The organism is Halomonas sp. ISL-56, assembly GCF_018612805.1.
In the GTDB taxonomy this organism is placed as follows: domain Bacteria; phylum Pseudomonadota; class Gammaproteobacteria; order Pseudomonadales; family Halomonadaceae; genus Vreelandella.
This window is the reverse complement of the sequence record NZ_JAGGRO010000011.1, coordinates 397742-419513: the sequence shown is the minus strand read 5'-3', so window position 1 is coordinate 419513 and position 21772 is coordinate 397742. Positions and strand designations below refer to the sequence as shown.

General features: G+C 55.3%; 22 protein-coding genes. 18 read left to right on the top strand and 4 right to left on the bottom strand.

Annotation, left to right across the window (positions count from 1 at the left end; all coding sequences use genetic code 11):
* The first annotated feature begins 304 nt into the window (after window positions 1–304).
* The 7 genes from J7J49_RS09825 to J7J49_RS09795 all read left to right on the top strand — a co-directional run bounded on the left by J7J49_RS09825 (window position 305) and on the right by J7J49_RS09795 (window position 6408).
* Window positions 305–1135, top strand: a complete 831-nt coding sequence (locus tag J7J49_RS09825) for a bifunctional allantoicase/(S)-ureidoglycine aminohydrolase (RefSeq protein WP_215092175.1) — start codon at window positions 305–307, stop codon at window positions 1133–1135.
* Between the two features lie 9 nt (window positions 1136–1144).
* Complete coding sequence (locus J7J49_RS09820; protein ID WP_215092173.1) at window positions 1145–1633, top strand: ureidoglycolate lyase; 489 nt, start codon at window positions 1145–1147, stop codon at window positions 1631–1633.
* A 117-nt stretch (window positions 1634–1750) separates the two neighbouring features.
* Complete coding sequence (gene pyk / locus J7J49_RS09815) at window positions 1751–3226, top strand: pyruvate kinase (RefSeq protein ID WP_215092171.1); 1476 nt, start codon at window positions 1751–1753, stop codon at window positions 3224–3226.
* Window positions 3213–3998, top strand: a complete 786-nt coding sequence (gene modA, locus J7J49_RS09810; RefSeq protein ID WP_215092169.1) for a molybdate ABC transporter substrate-binding protein — start codon at window positions 3213–3215, stop codon at window positions 3996–3998. Before pyk ends, modA begins: the two co-directional genes overlap by 14 nt.
* Window positions 3999–4053: 55 nt before the next feature.
* A complete protein-coding gene (gene modB / locus J7J49_RS09805; RefSeq protein ID WP_215092167.1) occupies window positions 4054–4719 on the top strand; it encodes a molybdate ABC transporter permease subunit in 666 nt (221 codons plus the stop codon).
* Window positions 4685–5872 carry an ABC transporter ATP-binding protein gene (locus J7J49_RS09800; RefSeq protein WP_215092165.1) on the top strand — a complete coding sequence of 396 codons (1188 nt, stop codon included), beginning with the start codon at window positions 4685–4687 and terminating at the stop codon, window positions 5870–5872. Before modB ends, J7J49_RS09800 begins: the two co-directional genes overlap by 35 nt.
* Window positions 5873–5874: 2 nt before the next feature.
* On the top strand, window positions 5875–6408 hold the full coding sequence (locus J7J49_RS09795; protein WP_215092164.1) for a DUF192 domain-containing protein: 534 nt from the start codon (window positions 5875–5877) through the stop codon (window positions 6406–6408).
* On the opposite strand, the gene J7J49_RS09790 is transcribed toward J7J49_RS09795, so the two are convergent.
* Window positions 6405–7265: a DMT family transporter gene (locus tag J7J49_RS09790; RefSeq protein ID WP_215092162.1), complete on the bottom strand. Its 861-nt coding sequence runs from the start codon at window positions 7263–7265 to the stop codon at window positions 6405–6407. The two genes, J7J49_RS09795 and J7J49_RS09790, sit on opposite strands and share 4 nt — an antisense overlap.
* A 326-nt stretch (window positions 7266–7591) precedes the next feature.
* Here J7J49_RS09790 and J7J49_RS09785 point away from each other — a divergent pair, with 326 nt between their 5' ends.
* From J7J49_RS09785 to J7J49_RS09755, 7 genes are all read left to right on the top strand, one after another.
* A complete protein-coding gene (locus J7J49_RS09785; protein WP_251048228.1) occupies window positions 7592–8476 on the top strand; it encodes a sugar phosphate isomerase/epimerase family protein in 885 nt (294 codons plus the stop codon).
* A 48-nt stretch (window positions 8477–8524) separates the two neighbouring features.
* Entirely contained in the window at window positions 8525–9424 is a 900-nt protein-coding gene (locus tag J7J49_RS09780; RefSeq protein ID WP_215092158.1) for a hydroxypyruvate isomerase family protein, read from the top strand.
* Between the two features lie 49 nt (window positions 9425–9473).
* Window positions 9474–11162 (top strand): GMC oxidoreductase, encoded by a 1689-nt coding sequence (locus tag J7J49_RS09775; RefSeq protein ID WP_215092156.1) that lies wholly within the window; start codon window positions 9474–9476, stop codon window positions 11160–11162.
* Window positions 11159–11815 (top strand): gluconate 2-dehydrogenase subunit 3 family protein, encoded by a 657-nt coding sequence (locus J7J49_RS09770; protein WP_215092154.1) that lies wholly within the window; start codon window positions 11159–11161, stop codon window positions 11813–11815. Before J7J49_RS09775 ends, J7J49_RS09770 begins: the two co-directional genes overlap by 4 nt.
* A gap of 17 nt (window positions 11816–11832) precedes the next feature.
* Entirely contained in the window at window positions 11833–12636 is an 804-nt protein-coding gene (locus tag J7J49_RS09765) for a 3-keto-disaccharide hydrolase (RefSeq protein ID WP_215092152.1), read from the top strand.
* Between the two features lie 137 nt (window positions 12637–12773).
* Window positions 12774–13046, top strand: coding sequence for a CopG family ribbon-helix-helix protein (locus J7J49_RS09760; protein ID WP_215092150.1), 273 nt, complete (start codon window positions 12774–12776; stop codon window positions 13044–13046).
* Window positions 13043–13318, top strand: coding sequence for a type II toxin-antitoxin system RelE/ParE family toxin (locus tag J7J49_RS09755; protein WP_215092148.1), 276 nt, complete (start codon window positions 13043–13045; stop codon window positions 13316–13318). Before J7J49_RS09760 ends, J7J49_RS09755 begins: the two co-directional genes overlap by 4 nt.
* A gap of 419 nt (window positions 13319–13737) precedes the next feature.
* Here the strand turns inward: J7J49_RS09755 and J7J49_RS09750 are convergent, their stop codons facing one another.
* The 3 genes from J7J49_RS09750 to J7J49_RS09740 form a co-directional block, all read right to left on the bottom strand.
* Window positions 13738–14964, bottom strand: a complete 1227-nt coding sequence (locus J7J49_RS09750; RefSeq protein ID WP_215092146.1) for a nucleoside permease — start codon at window positions 14962–14964, stop codon at window positions 13738–13740.
* 70 nt (window positions 14965–15034) lie between these two features.
* Window positions 15035–16111 (bottom strand): sugar phosphate isomerase/epimerase family protein, encoded by a 1077-nt coding sequence (locus J7J49_RS09745; RefSeq protein ID WP_215092144.1) that lies wholly within the window; start codon window positions 16109–16111, stop codon window positions 15035–15037.
* 2 nt (window positions 16112–16113) lie between these two features.
* Complete coding sequence (locus J7J49_RS09740; RefSeq protein ID WP_251048227.1) at window positions 16114–17292, bottom strand: Gfo/Idh/MocA family protein; 1179 nt, start codon at window positions 17290–17292, stop codon at window positions 16114–16116.
* 319 nt (window positions 17293–17611) lie between these two features.
* On the opposite strand from J7J49_RS09740, the gene J7J49_RS09735 reads away from it, so the two are divergent.
* From J7J49_RS09735 to J7J49_RS09720, 4 genes are all read left to right on the top strand, one after another.
* The gene (locus J7J49_RS09735) at window positions 17612–18610 is read left to right on the top strand and encodes a LacI family DNA-binding transcriptional regulator (protein WP_215092142.1); all 999 of its coding nucleotides are present in this window, start codon (window positions 17612–17614) and stop codon (window positions 18608–18610) included.
* An 87-nt stretch (window positions 18611–18697) separates the two neighbouring features.
* The gene (locus J7J49_RS09730; protein WP_215092140.1) at window positions 18698–19708 is read left to right on the top strand and encodes a DctP family TRAP transporter solute-binding subunit; all 1011 of its coding nucleotides are present in this window, start codon (window positions 18698–18700) and stop codon (window positions 19706–19708) included.
* A 60-nt stretch (window positions 19709–19768) separates the two neighbouring features.
* The gene (locus tag J7J49_RS09725) at window positions 19769–20248 is read left to right on the top strand and encodes a TRAP transporter small permease (protein ID WP_215092138.1); all 480 of its coding nucleotides are present in this window, start codon (window positions 19769–19771) and stop codon (window positions 20246–20248) included.
* The gene (locus J7J49_RS09720; protein ID WP_064234248.1) at window positions 20238–21542 is read left to right on the top strand and encodes a TRAP transporter large permease; all 1305 of its coding nucleotides are present in this window, start codon (window positions 20238–20240) and stop codon (window positions 21540–21542) included. Before J7J49_RS09725 ends, J7J49_RS09720 begins: the two co-directional genes overlap by 11 nt.
* Window positions 21543–21772 lie beyond the last annotated feature (230 nt).

The following is a 21772-nucleotide window of genomic DNA, read 5'->3' as shown; positions in this document are numbered from 1 at the left end:
AGCCTCGCGTTATAGAGCTGCCATGCAGGATGGCTGTTGTTATAAATTGCTGACCCAGGCAACGATAGGGTTCTTGAGCGCAACGGTTTGCGGAAGCCAATTCGTGTTGAGGGTGCTGTTTGTGGACATGTTCGTATGGTTTTAGAATTATGAAACGAAAGTTTCTAAAGAAGTTACTATTGGGAGGAGTGTTTCACAAGCGTTTTGCTTAAGCGATCCGCCAAAGATCGCTTTAATATGGTTCGCTAATATTGTATACAAGATAAATGTCTCTTGTTTTTACTAAGTCAAATAGGTTTAAAAGATGTCAGCTACTTACTACGCCCCCACCGGCGGGCACCCGCCGCAAACACAGATCACTGCCGATCGTGCGGTATTTACCGAAGCCTATGCGCTGATCCCTAAAGGCGTCATGCGCGATATCGTTACCAGCAATCTGCCGTTCTGGGAAGGCACCCGGCTATGGGTGCTGGCGCGTCCGTTGTCGGGGTTTGCCGAGACGTTTTCGCAATACATTATGGAAGTACAGCCCCAGGGCGGTAGCGATAAGCCCGAGCCAGATTCCCAGGCGGAAGGCGTGCTGTTTATTGTTGAGGGTGAGGTAACGCTGACATTGGCTGGTGAGCGCCATACGATGATGCCTGGTGGCTATGCGTTTATTCCCCCTGGCAGCAACTGGCAGGTGCGTAACGAATCTAGCGCGCCAGTGCGTTTCCATTGGGTGCGCAAGGCCTATGAGTTTGTCGAAGGGCTTGAGGTGCCGCAGGCGTTCGTGACTAACGAACAAGATATCGCGCCTATCGAAATGCCCGGCACCGAAGGGCGCTGGGCCACCACGCGCTTTGTCGACCCTGCGGACGTTCGCCACGATATGCATGTCAATATCGTGACCTTTCAACCCGGCGGCGTGATTCCCTTTGATGAAACCCATGTGATGGAACACGGTTTGTACGTGCTTGAAGGCAAAGCCGTTTATCACTTAAATCAAAACTGGGTGGAAGTAGAAGCCGGAGACTTTATGTGGCTGCGCGCCTTCTGCCCCCAAGCCTGCTACGCCGCTGGCCCTGGGCCGTTTCGGTATTTGTTGTATAAAGACGTTAATCGCCATGCGTCTCTTAAACTGTCATCTCGCTAAGGAGCTGCAATGCTTGAGCTTAAAGCCGAACTGTTAACAGCAGAAGCCTTTGCCCCTTTTGGCGATGTAATTGATGCGCGTAACTCTGAATCGTTTCCTATCAACGCCGGGCGCACCCAGCGCCATCACGATCTGGCGAAGGTGGAAACCCTGGGCGAAAACGCCCACACGCTGATAAATATCTTCGTCAGTCAGCCGGTCACGCTGCCGCTAGAGTTTACCTTTTTAGAGCGCCACCCCCAGGGCAGCCAGGCGTTTATGCCGCTGCATCAAGAGCGCTTTATTGTGGTGGTGGCCCCGCCGGGGGAACATATAAACCCTGCAGATGTACGTGCTTTTGTCACCGATGGCCGCCAGGGGGTGAACTACCGCGCAGGCACCTGGCACGCGATTCAGTCGGTGCTGGAGCGCGAAGGCGAGTTTTTGGTGGTGGATCGGGGCGGCGATGGCAATAACTGCGATGAGTTTCCCCTGGCGATTACCGTGACATTAGCGTAATCCCACCCGATACGTTGCACCGCTGTCATATAGAGCGCGTTAAACTGATAAGCTAGGGTTACTGAATAGAGTGACTAAACAGAGTCACTACACGTTAATTCGCATGGTTGGAATATTATGAACGCACTGCACTTCTCTTCGATCCGTCGTACCAAAATTGTCGCCACCCTTGGCCCCGCCAGCGACCGGGAAGGCGTATTGGAAGCCATGCTTAAAGCGGGTGTGGATGTGGTGCGTCTAAATTTCTCCCATGGCATCGCTGATGATCACCGCCGCCGGTTAACCGAAGTACGTGAAATCGCTGCCAAGCTAGGCCGCAGCGTCGCTGTTTTGGGGGATCTGCAGGGCCCAAAAATTCGAATTGCGCGGTTTAGAGACGGTGCCGTGGTACTCAAAGAGGGCCAGCCGTTTATTCTCGATATGGCGCTGGATGGCGATGCGGGTGATATCCACCAAGTGGGCTGTGATTATACAACGCTGTCTCAAGATGTCGCCGCGGGCGACCGCCTGCTGCTAGACGACGGCCGTGTGGTGCTTGACGTGACCCGCGTTGAAGGTCAACAGGTGCATACCACTGTGGTCGTGGGCGGTAAGCTCTCCAACCATAAAGGCATCAACAAGCAGGGCGGCGGACTCTCTGCGCCGGCATTGACCGAGAAAGATAAAGAAGACCTCAAAACCGCCGTTGAAATTGGCGTCGACTACTTAGCCATTTCCTTCCCGCGCCATGCCGAAGATATGCTTGAAGCGCGCCGCCTGTTGGGCGAGGCGGGCAAAGAGATTGGCTTGGTGGCTAAAGTTGAGCGCGCCGAAGCTGTTGCTGATGACGCTACTCTGGACGGCATTATCGAAGCCTCTGAGGCGGTAATGGTCGCGCGGGGCGATCTTGGCGTTGAAATTGGTGATGCCAAACTGGTCGGCGTGCAAAAGCGCATGATCAAGCGCGCTCGTTCGCTGAATCGCGCGGTGATTACCGCCACGCAAATGATGGAGAGCATGATCTCGGCGCCGCTGCCTACCCGTGCGGAAGTGTTTGATGTGGCCAACGCGGTACTGGATGGCAGCGACGCGGTTATGCTTTCGGCGGAAACCGCGGCGGGTGATTACCCGTTGGAAACCGTAGAAGCGATGTCACGTGTTTGCTTGGGGGCCGAGCGTGAAAAGTCTGCCCAGGAGTCTGGTCACCGTATTCATGAAGGCTTTACCCGTCCGGACGAAACCATCGCGCTCTCCGCCATGTACGCGGCCAACCACATGGCCGGTGTTACCGCGATTGCCTGTATGACGTCGTCGGGCTATACGCCGCTGATCGCTTCGCGCATTCGTTCAGGCCTGCCGATTGTTGGCTTGGCGCATAACCCTATCGCCCAGCGGCGTATGGCACTTTACCGGGGTGTTGTTTCACTGCCGTTTGACACCTCTGAAATGAGCGCCACGGAGCTAAATGATCGCGCCCTTGAGCTACTCGTGAAGATGGGTATCTCTAAAGCAGGTGACCATGTAATCCTTACCCGCGGTGACCATATGAATGCTCACGGCGGTACCAACACCATGAAGGTAATGGAGATTACTGACGAGCATGCTAAAAGCTAAATTAGCGCATGGGTGGCTACTAGCCTGCTCGCTTCTAATAGGCGCCCCCGCACAAGCGGGGGCGCCTATTGTGGCAGCTGCGTCTGATCTGCAGTTTGCCCTCACTGACGCCGCCGAGCAGTTTCAGCAGCAAACCGGCCACGCCCTGCGGCTAAGCTTTGGTTCGTCGGGCAACTTTCGTCGCCAAATCGCCCAGGGCGCACCTTTTGAGCTCTATCTCTCTGCTGACGAGCGCTATGTTCAGGCGCTGTATGAAGAAGGCTACACACAAGATGAAGGCGTGATCTACGCTATTGGTCGTTTGGTGTGGCTGCAGCGCAGCGGGCGCGATGATTTGCCTAGCGAGGATGCTCCGCTGGCGGCAGTACAGGATGCGCTGACAGCTCACGTAAGTGGCACCACTCAACGCATCGCCCTGGCTAATCCAGAGCATGCGCCTTATGGCGTGGCAGCGCAGCAGGTGCTCGAACATGCCGGGCTTTGGGAGCAAACCGAGCCGCTGCGGATACTGGGTGAAAACGTCTCCCAGGCGGCGCAGTTTGCCCTCTCTGACGATGCGCGTGGGGGCTTAGTGGCTTACTCCTTGGCGCTTGCCCCTGCTTTAAGTGAGCGAAGTGAGTACGTACTTATTCCTGAAGCATGGCACGGCGAGCTACGCCAACGCATGGTACTGACCAACCAAGCGGGAGAGGTCGCCAGTGATTTCTATCAGTGGCTACAGCAAGACGAAGGGCAAGCCATTCTGCGCCGCTACGGCTTTAGCGCCGAATAATGGCGGGTTCATAATGGATGATTCGTAGTGGATAATTCTTAATGGCGGGGTCTTAATGGATTGGTCAGCGCTTTCGGTCTCGCTTCGCCTTGCCGGGTTTACCTGCCTGATTCTTATCCCTATCGCTATCTGGCTAGGCCGTGCTCTGGCCTACGCGTGTTTCCGTGGCAAAGGGCTATGCGAAGCGCTGATCGCATTACCGTTGGTGTTACCGCCTACCGTACTGGGCTTTTATCTACTGCTTAGCTTTGGTCGCGAGGCGCCGGTGGGCGCTTTTTGGGCACAAATGACCGGTAGCGGGCTGAATTTCACCTTTACGGGCATCCTGCTGGCCTCTCTTATCGCCAACCTGCCGTTTGCCGTTCAGCCGATTCAGCGCGCCTTTGAGCACGTTCCTCATAATCTACGCGAGGCGGCCTGGTGCAGCGGTTTAAGCCCCTGGCAAACGTTGCTGCGCATTGAGCTGCCGCTGGTATGGCCAGGGATTATGTCAGCGGCTGCGCTCACCTTTGCCCATACGTTGGGGGAGTTCGGGGTGATTTTAATGGTGGGCGGCGCCATTGATGGTGAAACCCGCACCCTCGCCATTGCGATTTATGATCGCGTTCAAGCCTTCGACGAACAGGGCGCGGCGCAGATGTCGGCGCTGCTGCTGTTGGTATCCTTTATTACCCTGGGACTCGTCTATGGGCTGGCTGGGCGCCGGTGGGCACGTGGCTGATTCTCGGGTGGCAGGATCAGTTGCAGAGCCGTTTCAAGGGCTATGCGTGGCGGTCGATCAAACGGGGCCGATTCCCCTGGCCGCCGAGTTTGCTTGCCACCCCGGTGAACTGCTGGCGCTAGTCGGGCCATCGGGCAGCGGAAAAACCACGCTGCTGCGCACCATCGCCGGGCTTTATCGCCCTCACAGTGGGCGAGTGGCGTGCGCGGGCGACGTTTGGTTCGACGCTGAAGGTAAGCATTCACTCTCGCCGCAGAGACGTCAGGTCGGCATGGTGTTTCAGGACTATGCGCTGTTTCCCCACCTAACCGCCGCGCAAAATATTCAGCTCCCCCTGCGCCATTTAGCGCAACCGCAGCGCCGGGAGCAAGCGGAACAGTGGCTTGCCAAGGTGCGCTTGGAAGGGCTGGGTGAGCGCTACCCGAATGCGCTTTCTGGTGGTCAGCGTCAGCGAGTGGCGTTGGCCCGCGCTTTAGCCCGTGAGCCCAAAGTGTTGTTGCTGGATGAGCCGTTTTCGGCGGTGGATCAGGTTACCCGGCGGCGCCTGCAGCGCGAACTGGCGCTACTCCGCCAGCAAATCGACATTCCGATTGTGCTGGTCACCCACGACCTGGAAGAAGCCTCCGCGCTAGCCGACCAAATTTGTGTGTTGCATAACGGGACAAGCCTTCAGCAGGGCACCCCCGAAGCGCTATTTAATCGCCCTTCGTCGCCGTTAGTCGCGCGTTTGTTGGATCGTCACAATTTGTTTGAAGGCGTTATTGTGGAGTTTGAGGGTGAGCGACGGTTGCAGTGGGGTGAAACCAGCCTGGAAGTCGCCGATGGGCTCAATGATTTATCTTTGGGCGAAAGCGTCACCTGGTATCTGCCGCCGTCAGATATTGTGCTTCACCGCCGCGATCGCCCCTCCCAGGGGGAACGGGAAAACCCGATCACGGCCACGGTCAGCGAGTTGGTGGCATTGGGCGGCATTACGTCAGTTTCATTGCGCGCAAGCCATGGTGATATGTTACGTTTCGATATCGCCACCCATGCCGCACGGCGCAATCAGTTAACCTGCGGCGCTGTGGTCAACGTTTCATTACTGGCGGCAGGCATTCACCTGATGCGAGGCCACCGAGTTCGCGCAGATGCGCATGATAAAAGGAAGTAAGCATGGATCCCACGCGTCGCACGCTGCTTAAAGCATCGTTACTATTACCGCTGGCGGCGCTGCTGCCGATGTCGCTACTTGGTTCATTTGCTTGGGGGCAGGCATCGGCGCAAAAGATGCAGACGCTGGCGCTGGCGATTCACAGCGAAGGCGGCCCGCACCGTTTAGATGTCGAAGTGGCAGAGACGATGTCTCAGCGACAGCGCGGCTTGATGGGGCGCGAGAGCTTGCCCGAAGAGCACGGCATGCTGTTTCGCTTTGAGAGCGAGCAGTCGGCCAACAACGCTTTTTGGATGTACCGCACGCTGATCCCCCTCGATATTGCCTTTATCGATGGTGACGGGCGCATCGTGGCGATTAATACCATGCAGCCCTGCGAGTCCTCGTCGCCAAGTGACTGCCCTTCTTATCCGGCGGGTGCGGCTTACCATTCAGCGCTAGAGGTCAATGGCGGCTATTTTGCCGAGCGCGGCATCACCGTGGGTGACTGCGTGTCGATCCCTGATGAGGCCGGTTTCTGCCAGCCTGCCGATTAAGCAGGCTGTGGACGGCGGCGAAATCTAATCACAATCAGCGCAATACCCGCGACCACTAAGCCGCCGCCCACCAGTTTATGCACGCCTAGGCTGTCCCCCATTAACAGTGCGCCCAGACCGACTGCCAGTACCGGTACGAGTAGCGTCATGGGCACCACGCGATTAACCGGGTGGCGGCGCAACAGCGCGTACCAAATCCCGTAAGCAACAATCGATGACATCACGGCGGTGTAAATCATCGCCCCCCAGCCTAACCACGTTGCCTGCTGCATCGCCTGCCACTGACCGCTCTCAAACAGCCATGAGCCTAGCGCTACCTGGGGCACTGCAAACAGGGCCATCCAGCCTGCCAGCGCCATCGGCGCAATCGGCGGGCCACGCTTGATCAATAGCTGCGATACCGCCCAGCCCATGGCACTGCACAAAAGAATCGCCAGCGGCAGCGGAGAGGGTAACGTTGGCCCACCCGCCAGCACGACGACCCCGGCAAACGACAGCAGCAGCCCGGCGATACGCTTGGGCCCCAGCTTCTCTTTCAGAAAAATTACCGCCAATAGCGTTGCAAAAGGCGTCCCCATTTGTACCAGTAGCGCGCCGGTACCCGCCTCAGCGTGCTCCAGGCCAATAAACAGCAGAGCAAAGTGCAGGCTGCCAAACGTCACTGAGAGCAGCAGCAAAAAGGGCAGCTGTATCCGCGCCACTGGGTAGAAAGGCACCAGCAGTGCCGCCACTAACATAAAGCGCAGCGTGGTCATCAGCAGCGGTGGTAACTCCGCCACGCCGACCTTAATCACAATGATATTTAGCGCCCAAATGGCGATCACAAACAGGCCGAGCAGTAAATCGCGTAATGGCACGTTGATGTCCGTAGGTAGAAGGAAATGATAGCCATTGTACCAGCTTGGCTGATGGCAAAAATAATAGTGCGACGAACGACTGTTTAGCATCGCAGCTGTGTGATACCAAAGTATTAAGTTTTTCTTTAATAGTCTATAAGTTGTTTATAACCAACTGGTTGTGAATTGATTTATGAGGGTGTTAAGTTTTTTTTGGCATCTTTTAAGCAGTAGAGCAGGCGGCTGGCTTGCACATTTAACTAAGATGATCTAAAAAAATGTAACCGATTACATTTTTGCATCGGCGCTTTCACAACCTATAACAATTCAACAACAACGAGGTGGATATGGATACCCCGCGACGTTTAAAACGCATGAGTTCACATGCTCTATTGGCTGCCAGCGCTGTGGCGCTGTCAGCGCTAAGTGCACCTGGCTTTGCCCAAGCACAAGGCAATTCAGCCGAGCTACCCATCGCCGTTCAAATGTACACGCTGCGTGATTTTGGCAGTTTGGAGGAGCAGTTAGCCGCCGTGCATAGGGCGGGCATTTCGGCGATTGAAACGGTGGGCACCCAGCAAGTAACGGCCGAAGAACTTAACGCGTTGTTAGAAGAGCATGCGCTTGAAGTGATCTCAAGCCATGTGCAGTTGGATGACCTGCGCAATCGTTTAGATGAAACGGTGGCCTTTAATCAGGCGGTAGGTAACGACACCCTGACGATGCCTTATTTAGCCGAGGACGCACGCCCTAGCGATGCAGAAGGCTGGCAAGCGCTGGGAGAAGAGCTTGGTGAGATTGCTGCTGAACTAGATGCCGAAGGTTTTCGGTTGGCGTATCACAACCATGATTTCGAGATGGAAGTGTATGACGGTAAAACCGCCTTGGAGCATCTGTTTGATGCGGCCGGATCTGACCTATTGGCGGAATTAGATATCGCCTGGGTAGCGCGGGGTGGGTTTGACCCGGTCGAGTACGTAACGCGTTTTGATGGGCAACTGTTTGCCGTACACGCCAAGGATAACGCGCCAGAAGGCACCGCTGAAGATGAGGGTGGGTTCGCCACGCTCGGCAAAGGGGTGCTGGATTGGGACGCGATACTACCTGCTATCGAAGCCACTGATGTGGAGTGGTACATCATAGAACACGATATGCCGCTAGACGCTGAAGCGGTGATTACAGAAGGAAATAGCTTCCTAGCGGAGAAATTGGCAGCGCTTCGAGAAGAGTAAGGCACGCATTGGCCATCATCATTTAGATGACAAACGCGAGGATGCTTTATGAAGCGCTACCTTATTGATCGGCGCAGCCTGCTGCGCCACTGCGTTACAGGTGCTATCGGCCTAGCTGCACTACCGCATCTTGGGTCTAAAGCCCTAGCTGACGACACGCCTGAACTGCGGGCTTTAAAGGGCAATATCCACCATTCTGTCGCCCGTTGGACATTCGATTTTCTTTCGCTAGAGGAGCTTTGCCAGCTTTCAAATGAGTTAGGTATTAAGGCGATTGATCTGGTGGGCCCCGAGGAGTGGCCCGTGCTTCAGCGCTATGGGCTCGACTCCTCCATGTGTAATGGCGCCGAGCTGAGTCTTGAAGATGGCTGGGGCGATAGCCGTTTTCATGCCGAGCTGATTGATCGCTATCGCAGCCATATCGATCGGGTCAGCCAAGCGGGTTACACCAACTTAATCTGCTTTAGCGGTAATGCCCGGGGTATGACCCCCGATCAAGGTCTGGATAATGCTGAAGTGGGTTTAAAGCAGGTGATCGCCCATGCGGAGTCAAAGGGCGTGGTGCTGCAAATGGAGCTGTTCAACAGCAAAATCGACCACCCCGATTACCTTTGCGATAACTCTGCCTGGGGCATTGAGCTCTGCCGCCGCCTTGACTCACCCAACTTCAAACTGCTCTACGACATCTACCACATGCAGATTAGTGAAGGTGATGTCATTCGCACTATTCGAGAAAACCATCACTTTTTCGGCCATTACCATACGGCCGGTGTGCCTGGGCGGCATGAAATAGATGACACCCAAGAGCTCAACTATCCCGCGATTTGTCGCGCCATTCGGGATACCGGCTTTAAGGGCTATATCGCCCAAGAGTTTCTCCCTGACCGGACTAGCCAACAGGCAAAGATAGCATCACTGCAGGCGGCTATTCAGCTCTGTGATGTGTGATTCGACGCCAACATAAAATCCCAATAACAACACAGTAAGGAAGATGACAATGCCAGATAATCACTACGATGCCATCGTGGTTGGTTCAGGTATTAGCGGCGGTTGGGCTGCTAAAGAACTCACCGAGAAAGGCTTAAAAGTATTACTGCTTGAGCGTGGGCGCAATATTGAGCACGTGAAGGATTACCACAATGCCCATAAAGAAGCGTGGGATTATCCTCACCGCAATGAGCCAACCCAGGAGATGATCGCCAAGCACCCGGTGCTCAGGCGCGACTATCCCCTCAATGAAGCCACCATGGGCATGTGGGCGGATGAACAGGCCAATCCCTACGTTGAAGAGAAACGCTTCGACTGGTTTCGTGGCTATCACGTAGGCGGGCGCTCACTACTGTGGGGGCGGCAAAGCTACCGGCTAAGCCCAATGGATTTTGAGGCCAACCAGCGTGAAGGCATTGCTATTGACTGGCCGATTCGCTACGAAGATATTGCCCCGTGGTACGACTATGTGGAGCGCTTTGCCGGTATCGCGGGCACCCAGGAGGGGCTGGATATCCTTCCCGATGGCGAGTTTCTACCGCCGATACCGCTTAACTGTGTGGAAAAAGACGCCGCCAAGCGCATTAAAGAGGCGTTTGGCGGCCAGCGTCATCTTATCCACAGCCGGGTGGCCAATATTACCCAACCAAAACCGGAACAGAATCGCGTCAACTGCCAATACCGTAATAAGTGCTGGCTGGGCTGCCCCTATGGCGCCTATTTCAGCACCCAGTCCGCCACGCTGCCTGCGGCGGTAGCCACCGGTAATCTAACCTTGCGGCCCTTCTCGATTGTCAGCCAGGTGCTGTATGACAAAGACCGCCAGCGGGCGCGAGGCGTTGAGGTGATTGATGCCGAAACCCATGAAACCCACGAGTACACCGCCGATGTAGTGTTTCTCAACGCCTCGACCTTCAACACCACCTGGATTCTGATGAACTCTGCCACCGATGTCTGGGAAGGTGGCTTGGGCAGTAGCAGCGGTGAACTGGGCCACAACGTGATGGATCACCACTTCCGCTGCGGTGCCAGCGGCGATGTGGAAGGCTATCTGGATAAATACTATTTTGGACGCCGCCCCGCAGGCTTTTACATCCCGCGTTTTCGCAATGTAGGCGATGAGCAGCGGAGCTATGTGCGGGGGTTTGGTTATCAGGGCGCGGCAAGCCGCCAGGGCTGGGATCGCGAAATTGCCGAGCTCAATATCGGCGCTGATTTAAAGCAAGCACTCACCCAGCCAGGCGGTTGGACGATCGGCATGACGGGCTTCGGCGAAATGCTGCCCGACCACGATAACCGTATTTCTCTGGATCATAGCGTTCGCGATAAGTGGGGGCTGCCGGTGCTGTCGATCAATGTGGAACTCAAGCAAAACGAGCGCGATATGCGCCGAGACATGGTTCAGGATGCGGTCGATCTGCTAGAAGCCGCTGGCGTAAAAAACGTCAAAGGCGACGTAGGTGATTACGCGCCGGGCATGGGCATTCATGAAATGGGCACTGCGCGGATGGGCCGTGACCCGAAAACATCCGTGCTCAATAGCCACAATCAGCTGTGGGACGCCCCCAATGTGTTTGTCACGGATGGCGCCTGCATGACGTCATCCTCTTGCGTGAATCCATCTTTAACCTACATGGCACTTACCGCTCGGGCGGTCGACTATGCCGTGGAAGAGCTTAAGCGGGGGAACCTGTCATGAATCGTCGCGAGCTACTCAAAATGATCGCGCTGACGACCGGTACAGCGATGATTGGGGGCAAGTCCCTGTTTGCCTTTAGCGATACTAGCCAGGCAGATCACTCCTTTAGCAGTCAGGATGTAGAGCGACTGGACGAACTTGCCGAAACCATTCTACCCAGAACCGATACCCCTGGCGCCAAAGATGCTGGCGTCGGGGAGTTTATGGCCGTGTTTGTTAGCGACTGCTACACGCCCTCTGAAAGAGAAGTGTTTTATTTTGGTTTAGCGCAGCTTGAGGCGCGTAGCCGCGCGGCCTATCAGCGTGATTTTATGGCGTTAAGCAATCAGCAGCGCTTAGAACTGGTAACGGAATTAGACCGGGAAGCGATGGCGCACACCGAGCAACAAGCCCACAAACAGCCAACTCCCGCTGAAGCACTGACGATAGAAACCCAGACCGCTCAAAATCAAACCGCAGAAACCCTTGCATCCCAGGAGCATGCGGAGAGCGAGGAAGCACTGCCACACTACTTCACCATGATGAAGCAGTTAACGCTGTTCGGCTTTTTCACTTCTGAAGTCGGCGCGACAGAAGTCTTGCGCTACGAAGCGGTGCCGGGAAGCTATGACGGCTGTGCGCCTTATAACGGCGAGCCCGCCTGGGCAACCTAATGGAGCGGAGAGCATTGATGAAAAATCAGCATACTTACGGTCAAAAACCGCGTTTCTGTGCCCCGACGCTTTGCTTATTGGCCTGTGGCAGTTTAATAGCCTTCGACAGCGTGGCACAGGAAGGCGCCTCACAAGAGGCACTAACACCCGAACAGCAATCTGCCAAAACCGAAGTGTGGGAACCTGTGCCCACTGCTGTTTCAGTGCCTGAGGCGGGCGCACCATCCGATGCGATCGTGCTGTTCGATGGCACCGATTTAGACGCCTGGGAAGGCGAAGAGAGTGGGCCGGCTGAGTGGCACGTGGAAGAGGGCACAATGACGGTGAACCGTGGCACGGGAGGCATTCGCACGCGTCAGGATTTCTGCGATGTGCAGCTCTACCTGGAGTGGCGTTCTCCAGAGGATCTTGAAGGCATGGATGGTCAAGATCGGGGCAATAGCGGTGTCTTCCTACAGGAACGCTATGAAGTCCAGGTGCTGGACTCCTACGAGAACCCGACTTATCCCAACGGCCAAGCGGCATCCATCTACAAGCAGCATATTCCGCTGGTCAATGCATCGCGCCCGCCGGGTGAGTGGCAGAGCTATAACATCCTCTACACCGCGCCACGCTTTGATGATGAGGGAGCTCTTGAATCTCCCGCCTACGTCACAGTTCTGCATAACGGGGTGGTGGTTCAGCACCATGCAGAAGTGCAAGGCACCACCGAATGGATTGGCGAACCCAACTACGACGAAGCCCACGGCTGCGCGCCCATTTACCTGCAGGATCACGATGCGGACGTTAGCTTTCGCAATATATGGGTAAGAGAGCTATAGCAGGGCGTTTATAAGCACCCTAAGCGAGCCAGCCCAGTCTTCTGATGCTAGATAGTATTTGGGGGCTGGGCTTTTTTGTATCGCTCTCATTGACTATGCTGTAATACATTGTAGTCGTCGGAAGTGAGGGTATCGATATGGGTGTCACTACAGTTCGTCTTCAGTCAGACGTTGAACAGCATCTGGAAGCTATCGCGAGCAGGCTCCACCGGAGCAAAGGCTGGGTGATCAATCAGGCGTTATCGGAATACATCGAGAAGCAACAGCTTGAGCAAGAGCGTTGGAAGCAAACGCTGGAGGCGATGGAGTCTGCAGCACAGGGGAAAGTTGTTGATAGCAGCGAGGTTCATCGTTGGCTCAATAGCTGGGGAGCCGAAAACGAGCAGGATGCACCGAGGTCGGGTAAGTGAAACTGGTTTACACGGATGAAGCCATTGAAGATTTGAAGCGCCTTAGAGAGTTTATCGCCATCCATAATCCTTCAGCAGCAGGCAGGATAGCTACAGAGCTAGTCGGCAAAATCGACTTACTGCCAGACTTTCCCAACATGGGAACGCCTGTTGAAATGGCACCGGATTCCGTTCATGACATGGTCTTTGGTAAATACGTTATTCGCTATTCAGTGCATACGAGCGTCATCATTATTCTGCGTGTATGGCACGAACTGGAAGGTGAGCGCTAGCCATTAAGCCAGCTGCGATTCCCGACTATGGAAAAATAGAAGTGAGAAGAAAGCAGATTTGGGTAGTGTATTTACTTGTTACGCTTAACCGAAAGGGATTTTATGGACGGCTTTTTTGAAGAGGTAGGCAAGGGGTTTTTTAGGGTAATAGGTTACATACTTGCAGAGATATTCTTTAGAATAATTTGTTACTGGGTTGGTTGGCCAATCTGTAAACTAGTTACTTTGGGTAAATATCCTTTGGTGACTAAAGTGATATATCTTGAACAGCATAGGCATCGAGATGACGGCGTTTGGTGTAGCGTCGTTGGCTTGATTACACTGATTGTGTTGGGGTTGTATTTGCTAGGGCAGTTTTCGTACAACGCATAATTAGCCGGGTGCTTTTAAAGCCCCGGCTAACTTAATGCTCTATCACCTTAAAGGTCAGGCTTAGCCGTTACGCTTTTATCGTCTTTAAAAGTGAGGAAGAACAGCACCAGCACTGCGATAGCAAATGCCGCTGGGAACATCCAAATACCCTGCCAGTCGTGGGCGCCGTTGGTGGAGAAGTGGTCGGTAATCTGACCCGCGACCCAGAAGCCTATCAGCATGCCTACACCGTAAGTGGCCAGTGTGATCATGCCTTGGGCAGAGCTTTTGAATTTTTCACCTGCGCGGGCATCGGTATAGATCTGGCCGGTTACGAAGAAGAAGTCATAGCACACCCCATGCAGGGCAATGCCGATCAGGAGCATAAACACCATCTCATCGGCGTTACCGAAGGCAAACAGCGCATAGCGCAGCGCCCAGGCCAACATGCCAATCAGCAAGGTTTTCTTGATACCAAAGCGGTGAATAAACACCGGTAGCAGCAGCATAAACAACACTTCTGATACCTGGCCCAGGGTCATTTTGCCGGTTGGGTTGGTAACGCCGATTTCGGCCAGGAAGGGGTTAGCGTTTTGGTAGTAAAACGCCAGCGGAATGCAGATCAATATCGAGGCAATAAAGAAGATGGCGTAGTTGCGGTCTTTCAGCAGGGCCAGCGCATCGAGCCCTAGCACTTCTTTTAAACCCACGGGGCCGTCTGCTTTAGGCGGTGTTGCGGGCAGGCTGAAGCTGTAAAGGCCAAGGGCTAATGACGCGATGGCGCACATCAGGAAGGTGTTACGCAGCATGCCGTCAGCAATGCCCTGGGATGAGTCCCAGGCGAACAAGTAGCTGATACCCAGGCCAGCGATAATCCAGCCAATGGTTCCCCACACGCGGATTTTGGCGAACTCTTGGCCTGGGTCGCTCATTTGGCGGAAGGAGACCGAGTTGACCAGCGCCAAGGTGGGCATATAGACAATCATGTACATCAGCACCAGCGGGTAAAAGGTGCTGAAATCGCTGGCCACATAGAGGCCGTACATTAGCCCTGCGCCTGCTAAGTGCAGCACAGCGAGAATGCGTTCGGCGTTAAAATAACGGTCAGCGATCAAGCCGATAATAAAGGGAGCGATGATGGCGCCCCAGGATTGGGTGGAGAAGGCCATGCCAATTTGGCCACCGCTGGCGCTGAGGTTATTGGCCAGGAAGGTACCCAAGGTGACAAACCAGCCTCCCCAGATAAAGAACTGCAAAAACATCATGATGCTTAGTCGTGTGCGTATCATAGCCATGACGTGATCCTTTGTTGTGGTTGTGGTTGAGACTGCGGTCGTGATTGCTGTCTTGATTTAAAACAATCAATTAGCGGTGTGGAGGAAGACCGAGAATTCGTCGGTTGCGAGAAGGGCTGGCAGCAACACCGGCAAAGTCGTCAAAGGCGCGACCGGTAGGTTGAATCAGGTGCGCCTCGATAAAAGCCGCGCCTTCTGCGGCGCCTTGGGCGGCGTCCTTAATACAGCACTCCCACTCAAGCACCGCCCAGCCATCGAACCCGTACTGGGTTAGCCGACTAAAAATCCCGCTGAAATCCACCTGCCCATCGCCTAACGAACGGAAGCGGCCGGGGCGTTCTACCCAGCCCTGGTAACCGCCATAAACGCCGCTGCGGCCATTGGGATTAAACTCAGCGTCTTTAACGTGGAACATGCCAATACGCGCGTGATAGCGGTCGATAAAATCGAGATAATCCAGCTGCTGGAGCAGTAAATGGCTGGGGTCAAAAAGAATTTTTGCCCGTGGATGGTTGTCCACTGCGGCCAGAAAGCGCTCGAAAGAGGCGCCGTCGTGTAGGTCTTCACCGGGGTGGATTTCAAAGCACAGGTCAACGCCTGCTTCGCCAAAGGCATCCAGAATGGGCCGCCATCGCCGGGCCAGCTCATTAAAACCTTCTTCGACTAGCCCCTCGGGACGCTGGGGCCAGGGATAAACGAAGGGCCATAGCAGCGCCCCGGAAAACGTCGCGTGGGCGGTTAAGCCCAGCCGTTGGCTGGCTTTGGCAGCGAGTATCAGCTGCTCAATAGCCCATTCGGTGCGCGCTTGAGGGTTGCCGTGCAGTTCGGCGGGGGCGAAATCATCGAATAAGTCGTCGCAGGCGGGATGTACGGCGACCAATTGGCCCTGTAAGTGGGTAGAGAGTTCGCTGATCACAACGCCAGCCTTTTCACAGCGGGCGTTTAGCTCGTCGCAGTAAGCCTGGCTTTCAGCTGCTTTATGCAAGTCGATAAAACGACTATCCACAGTGGGTAGCTGAATGGCGTGATAACCCTGTTCGGCCGCCCAGCTGGCGATGCTGTCTAGGCTATCGAAAGGCGCTTCGTCGCCGATAAATTGGGCCAGGAAAATGGCCGGCCCGCGGATGCCTTGAAGAGTGTTTTGCATGGTTAAGCTCCAGGCAGGTTAGTGGCGGGCAGTGGCGTCCATTTCTGTTCGCTTTTGGCGCTGCTGGTGACGGCTTCGATAAACGCCATACCGCGTAGCCCGGAGGCCATGCCGGAAACACCCTCAACGTCGCCTTGGTGGCCCTGATAAATCGCCTGGGCAAAGTCGCGGTAGAGGTTGCCGAGTGCTTCCAGATAGCCTTCGGGGTGGCCGCCGGGTAGGCGCAGTCGCTGCATCGCGCTGGGAAAAAGGTCGGGCTGGTCGATGCCCGCACGGAGCGTGCGCGTGGGGGCTTGAAGTGGGCGGTAGAGCAGGCTGTTGGGTTCCATCTGGTGCCACTCCAGCGCTCCTTTGTCGCCGTAGATGCGTATTTTGAGCGCGTTCTCTTCACCGCTGCAGACCTGGCTGGCCACCAGAGTGCCGCTGGCGCCTTGGTCGGTGCGCAGCAGTACGTCGCCATCATCGTCCAATTGGCGGCCGTCAGCGTGACTGGCCAGGGAGGCACATAGCTCACTAATACGATGCCCAGAGATAAACTCGGCGAGGCCGAAGGCGTGGGTGCCAATATCGGCCATGCAGCCGCTGATACCAGCGAGCGCAGGGTCGGTGCGCCAGGCGGCCTGTTTATTACCCTGCTGTTCTAAACGTTCGCCTAGCCAGCCCTGGGGGTACTCAACATGAATTTTGCGGATGCTACCTATTTGACCCTCGCTGACCATTTCCTTGGCTTGCCAGACCATGGGGTAACCTAAGTAGGTATGCGCCAGACCATAGAGGCAGCCGCTGGTTTGCCAGCATTCTGCTAAGCGCTGGGCTTCGCGTAACGACACGCCTGCCGGCTTTTCGCAAAAGACGTGAAAGCCTGCCTGCATCGCCGCCTCCGCGATGGGCACGTGGAGGTGATTAGGCGTCGCGATCACCAATAACTGCATGCGCTCCTCTGCGGGAAGCTGCTGCTCGCTTGCCAGTAACTGCTGCCAGTCGGCGTAAATACGCTCGTCGGGTAGATAACACTGTTCGCCAGTGAGTTGGTTGTTCTCTGATGAGCGGCTAAAGGCGCCGCATACCAGCTCGCAGGTGTCATCAAGGCGGGCGGCTAAGCGGTGAACCTGACCAATAAAGGCCCCTTGCCCGCCGCCGATCATGCCGATGCGGATCCGTGACTGCCTGGGTTGCGGCATAGGTAGGCTCCTGTTTTAAATATTACGTTTGTTTATATGCGCGGTTATTGAAACGGTTCTTAACAGGGTTGTTAAAACCGTTATTAAAGCTGTTCGTAAAACCGTTCTTAAAAAAAGCAATGTAACCGGTTACATCAAGGTTGAAATTAGGCCGCCACGCTTTAGTCGTCAATGCGACAAAGGTCTATCGGTGTTGGAGGAGTGTTGGAGGAGTGTTGGAAAATAGCGCGCTGAGTTTAACGCTGGGATGCGTTAAGCTGAGATAAATAATGCCGCGCAATCATCTGCTAACGGCGATTAGATAACGTTAAGAGAGACCATGACCAATATACGTAAGGTTGCCGAGTTGGCGGGGGTGTCGGTAGCAACCGTATCGCGGGCATTGAAGTCGCCAGACATTGTCTCGCCCGCCACCCGTGAAAAAGTGCTCAAGGCAGTTGATCAAGCGGGCTATAAGCCTAACTTGATGGCGGTACAGTTTCGTTCTCAGCGCACTTATAATTTGGTGGTTTTGGTACCCACCATTGCCAACACCTTCTTTGCGCGGGTCATTAGCGGCATCCAGGAAGCTGCCCAAGAGCGTGGCTACGGCGTACTGCTGTGTAATACCCTAGGCGATGAGGCGATGGAAACCCAATACGCCAGCTTAGTGACGACGCGCCAGGCGGATGGTGTGATTCAGTTGCGCGCTTTCAACCCGTTTTCTGACAATGCCTTTCCCGCTGGGGCAGCATTGCCCATGATCAATGCCTGCGAGGTGTTGGACGACGCGCCATGTCCTACCGTCAAACTGGATAACCGTGCGGCGGCGCGTGAGGTCACCGAGCACTTGATCGCGTTGGGGCATCGACGAATAGGCATGATAAAGGGCCCACGACGCAGCCCGTTAACCCGCGACCGCCAACTGGGGTATCAGGATGCGTTGAGCGCGGCGGGTATTGCCTTGGATGAGCGCTTGCTGTGTCCTGGCGATTTCACCCCTCTGGCAGGTTATCAGGCGGCTGAAACGCTGATCGCGTTAACAGAGCGGCCCACTGCTATTTTTTGTGAAAGTGATGAGATGGCGATAGGCGCCATGAGTCGCATCAAAGAAGCAGGACTACGCGTGCCGGACGATATTTCAGTGGCGGGATTTGATGATATAGCGTTCGCTTCTTACACGGACCCACCATTGACCACCATTGCTCAACCGGCGGAAGCGTTTGGGCGCGAAGCCGTCGCGATGTTGATTGACGTGCTGGAAGGCCAAAAGGTCGATAACCTGGTGATGCCTTACACCCTGCTAACCAGGGCGAGCACTGCACCATGCCGACCTTAGGTGTGTTTCTTTTGCGCACTAAGTGCATACAATAAGTTGGGTTTCTTCAAAAGCCCCCTCATAAAAATAGCTAAAAAAGGATCTACCATGACGCTGACACGCTCAATAGCTCACTTTACCGCCGGCTTGGCCGGTGCGGCACTGCTGACTGCTTCCCTTTCTGCCCAGGCACGCGAACTCTCGGTTTCCACCGTTCTGTCTGACGCTTTCCCCTGGGGGCAGGCGGCGGAGAAATGGGCTGAACTGGTGGAAGAACGTAGCGGCGGTGAGTTAACGCTGCGGGTTTATCCGAATTCTCAACTGGTTTCCGGCGACCAGACCCGGGAATTTTCCGCGATGCGCTCTGGGTTGATCGACGCCGCGGTAGGTTCGACTATCAACTGGTCGCCCCAGGTGCCGGAGCTTAATCTATTCTCTTTGCCGTTCTTTATTCCCGATGAAGCCGCCGTGGATGCGGTCACTGGTGGGGAAGCGGGTGAGTTGGTCTTTGAAGCGATTGAGTCCCGCGGCGTTATTCCGCTGGCGTGGGGGGAAAATGGTTTTCGTCAGGTCTCCAACTCCCGCGGGCCGATTAGTCAGCCGGATGACTTGGACGGCCTGAAAATTCGTGTGGTGGGCTCGCCGCTGTTCCAGGACACCTTCTCGGCACTCGGCGCTGACCCGACCCAAATGAGTTGGACGGATGCGCAGCCCGCGCTGACCACCGGCGCGGTAGACGGTCAGGAAAACCCACTTTCAGTGTTTGATGTGGCGAGGATCGACCAAGTAGGCCAAGAACATTTAACACTTTGGAACTACATGAATGACCCGCTGATTTTTGCGGTCAATCAGCAGGTATGGCAAACATTGAGCGAAGAGCAGCAAACCATGCTGCGCGAAACCGCCCAGGAAGCCGGTGAGTGGGAAGTCGCCATGACCCGCGAAGAAGAGGGCGCTCGCCTAGCGGCGATTAAAGAGCGCGGCGTGACCGTGACTGAATTGACTGATGAGCAGTATCAGGCATTTGTTGAAGCCACGCAGTCTGTCTATGAAAAATGGGCGCCGCGGATTGGTGATGAGGTGGTCAACGCCGCTCAATCCGCAATCGACGCGCGCTAATCACTCTTGATGTTCAAGCTCCCGGCCCTTGGGGCTGGGAGCTTTTGCTGTGAGGCTGCCATGAAAGGCTTTCCTGATGCGCGCCCTGAGCGCTGGCTGGGCGCGCTGGCGTTAATCATTATTTCTTTGATTAGTTTAGGCAATGTCATTACACGCTACTTAACCGGCGGCTCTTTTTCATTTACCGAAGAATTTTCCGTATTTCTGCTTGTGGTGCTGACTTTTGCTGGCGCTTCCGTGGCACTGCGGCGTAACCGGCATATTCGTATTGGCTTTCTGGAGCGGGCACTGCCGCCCAAGTACCGCCGTGCGTTGATTCTGTTTCAAGCGCTTTGCGGCGCCATCGTACTGGGATTGATTACTTGGTACGGCGGCAAGTTAGCCTGGCAAGAGTATCAGTGGGAGTCGCTTTCGCCAGGGCTTGGGCTGCCCCAGTGGTGGTATTTAGTCTGGCTGCCGGTACTTTCCGCGGCCATGTTCTGGCGCCTGTTCCAGCAAACCGTTGACCGTTTGACCGGGAGGCTCACCGATGAGCCCTGATATATGGATGATTCTGGCCTTTGCGGGGCTGCTGATAGCGGGCGTCCCAGTGGCGTTTTCATTGGCGCTTTCCGGGGCAGTTGGCATCGTGCTGGGGTTGTCGCCCGATATGCTGGCCACTATGGGTACCAACACCTACAACAGCATCGCCAAGTACCCGCTCATTGCGATTCCGCTGTTTATCTTAACGGGGCTGATTTTTGAGCGTTCCGGTGTGGCGCTGCGCTTGGTGCGTTTTGCTCAGGCCTTAATTGGTCCGCGCCATGGTGGTTTGGCGCTGGTCGCGGTGCTGGTGTGCATGATTATGGGTGGCATGAGTGGGTCAGGCCCCGCAGATGCGGCGGCGGTTGCTATGGTGATGCTGCCGAGTATGACCAAAGCGGGCTACCCCAAGCCGTTTTCCGCCACGCTAATAGCCGCCTCGGCGTCTACCGCTATTCTGATTCCTCCTTCAGTGGCGCTGATTCTCTACTCGATTGTGGTGCCGGGTGTCGATTTGCGCGCACTTTTCGCAGCGGGGCTATTTCCCGGCATTTTGGCGGGGCTGGCGCTGCTGGTGCCCGCTATGCTCGTTTCCAAACGCTACGGCTGGGAGGGCGGTACGCCGGTAGAGGGCGCCGAACGGCTTAGCGTACGCACTACGTTTAAACAGGCGATACCGGCGCTGTTTGCGCCAGTGCTGATCTTGGGTGGTTTGCGTTCGGGCCTGTTTACCCCTACCGAAGCAGCGGTCGTAGCCGTGGCTTATGGCGCGATTGTCGGGCTGTTTTTGACCCGCGAGCTGTCGCTGCGCGATTTATGGGAGCTACTGGGTGAGGCAGCGATTATTTCTGGTGTGGTGATGCTGATTATTGCTCTAGCGGGTATTTTCGCTTGGGCAGGCACCATGCTGGGTACTTTCCGCCACTTGGCCGAGTGGATTATCAGCCTGACCGATAACGGCGTGCTGCTACTGATTTTGGTGATGCTGGCGGTGCTGGTCGCCGGAATGCTGCTGGATGCGATCTCGATTTATCTAATCATGATGCCGATTCTGATTCCTGTGATGCAGCACTTTGAGTGGAACCCGGTGTGGTTTGGGATTTTATTGGCGATGAACATTGCCATTGGCCAGTTTACCCCGCCGGTGGCGGTCAATTTGATGGTGACCACTGAAGTGGCCAAAATTCGTTTGGAACAAACCATCGGGTGGGCGCTGCTGTTTGTGGTCGCCATGGGCTGTGCCTTGGCATTGGTGGCTATATTTCCGGCCATCGCGCTGTGGCTGCCCAGCGTGCTGGGCTATAACGTTTGATGGAGGCCGCTTAGCCCATTGCAACGGTGGCATAGTAATTAACGCTCCCTAAACGATGAAGACCGCTACACTGAGTATTAGACGTCAGCGAAGCGCATTTTTTAGCGCATTACATTTCGCTAATTAGGTTTTTTTCGCTAAAGTAGGGATATCAGGTAGTCCGAGGGATGCCTGTAACAGCTTGTCTTCAAAATAGATTGTCTTAGAAAAAGATCGTCTTAAGAAGCGTT

Coding starts and splice junctions, on each gene's coding strand:
- J7J49_RS09760 (WP_215092150.1), top strand. CDS start 12,774: ATGGGTGTCACTACAGTTCGTCTTCAGTCAGACGTTGAACAGCATCTG.
- J7J49_RS09745 (WP_215092144.1), bottom strand. CDS start 16,111: ATGCAAAACACTCTTCAAGGCATCCGCGGGCCGGCCATTTTCCTGGCC.
- J7J49_RS09800 (WP_215092165.1), top strand. CDS start 4,685: ATGGGCTGGCTGGGCGCCGGTGGGCACGTGGCTGATTCTCGGGTGGCA.
- J7J49_RS09795 (WP_215092164.1), top strand. CDS start 5,875: ATGGATCCCACGCGTCGCACGCTGCTTAAAGCATCGTTACTATTACCG.
- J7J49_RS09730 (WP_215092140.1), top strand. CDS start 18,698: ATGACGCTGACACGCTCAATAGCTCACTTTACCGCCGGCTTGGCCGGT.
- J7J49_RS09825 (WP_215092175.1), top strand. CDS start 305: ATGTCAGCTACTTACTACGCCCCCACCGGCGGGCACCCGCCGCAAACA.
- J7J49_RS09785 (WP_251048228.1), top strand. CDS start 7,592: ATGGATACCCCGCGACGTTTAAAACGCATGAGTTCACATGCTCTATTG.
- pyk (WP_215092171.1), top strand. CDS start 1,751: ATGAACGCACTGCACTTCTCTTCGATCCGTCGTACCAAAATTGTCGCC.
- modA (WP_215092169.1), top strand. CDS start 3,213: ATGCTAAAAGCTAAATTAGCGCATGGGTGGCTACTAGCCTGCTCGCTT.
- J7J49_RS09820 (WP_215092173.1), top strand. CDS start 1,145: ATGCTTGAGCTTAAAGCCGAACTGTTAACAGCAGAAGCCTTTGCCCCT.
- J7J49_RS09720 (WP_064234248.1), top strand. CDS start 20,238: ATGAGCCCTGATATATGGATGATTCTGGCCTTTGCGGGGCTGCTGATA.
- J7J49_RS09780 (WP_215092158.1), top strand. CDS start 8,525: ATGAAGCGCTACCTTATTGATCGGCGCAGCCTGCTGCGCCACTGCGTT.
- J7J49_RS09725 (WP_215092138.1), top strand. CDS start 19,769: ATGAAAGGCTTTCCTGATGCGCGCCCTGAGCGCTGGCTGGGCGCGCTG.
- J7J49_RS09775 (WP_215092156.1), top strand. CDS start 9,474: ATGCCAGATAATCACTACGATGCCATCGTGGTTGGTTCAGGTATTAGC.
- modB (WP_215092167.1), top strand. CDS start 4,054: ATGGATTGGTCAGCGCTTTCGGTCTCGCTTCGCCTTGCCGGGTTTACC.
- J7J49_RS09740 (WP_251048227.1), bottom strand. CDS start 17,292: ATGCCGCAACCCAGGCAGTCACGGATCCGCATCGGCATGATCGGCGGC.
- J7J49_RS09750 (WP_215092146.1), bottom strand. CDS start 14,964: ATGGCTATGATACGCACACGACTAAGCATCATGATGTTTTTGCAGTTC.
- J7J49_RS09735 (WP_215092142.1), top strand. CDS start 17,612: ATGACCAATATACGTAAGGTTGCCGAGTTGGCGGGGGTGTCGGTAGCA.
- J7J49_RS09770 (WP_215092154.1), top strand. CDS start 11,159: ATGAATCGTCGCGAGCTACTCAAAATGATCGCGCTGACGACCGGTACA.
- J7J49_RS09765 (WP_215092152.1), top strand. CDS start 11,833: ATGAAAAATCAGCATACTTACGGTCAAAAACCGCGTTTCTGTGCCCCG.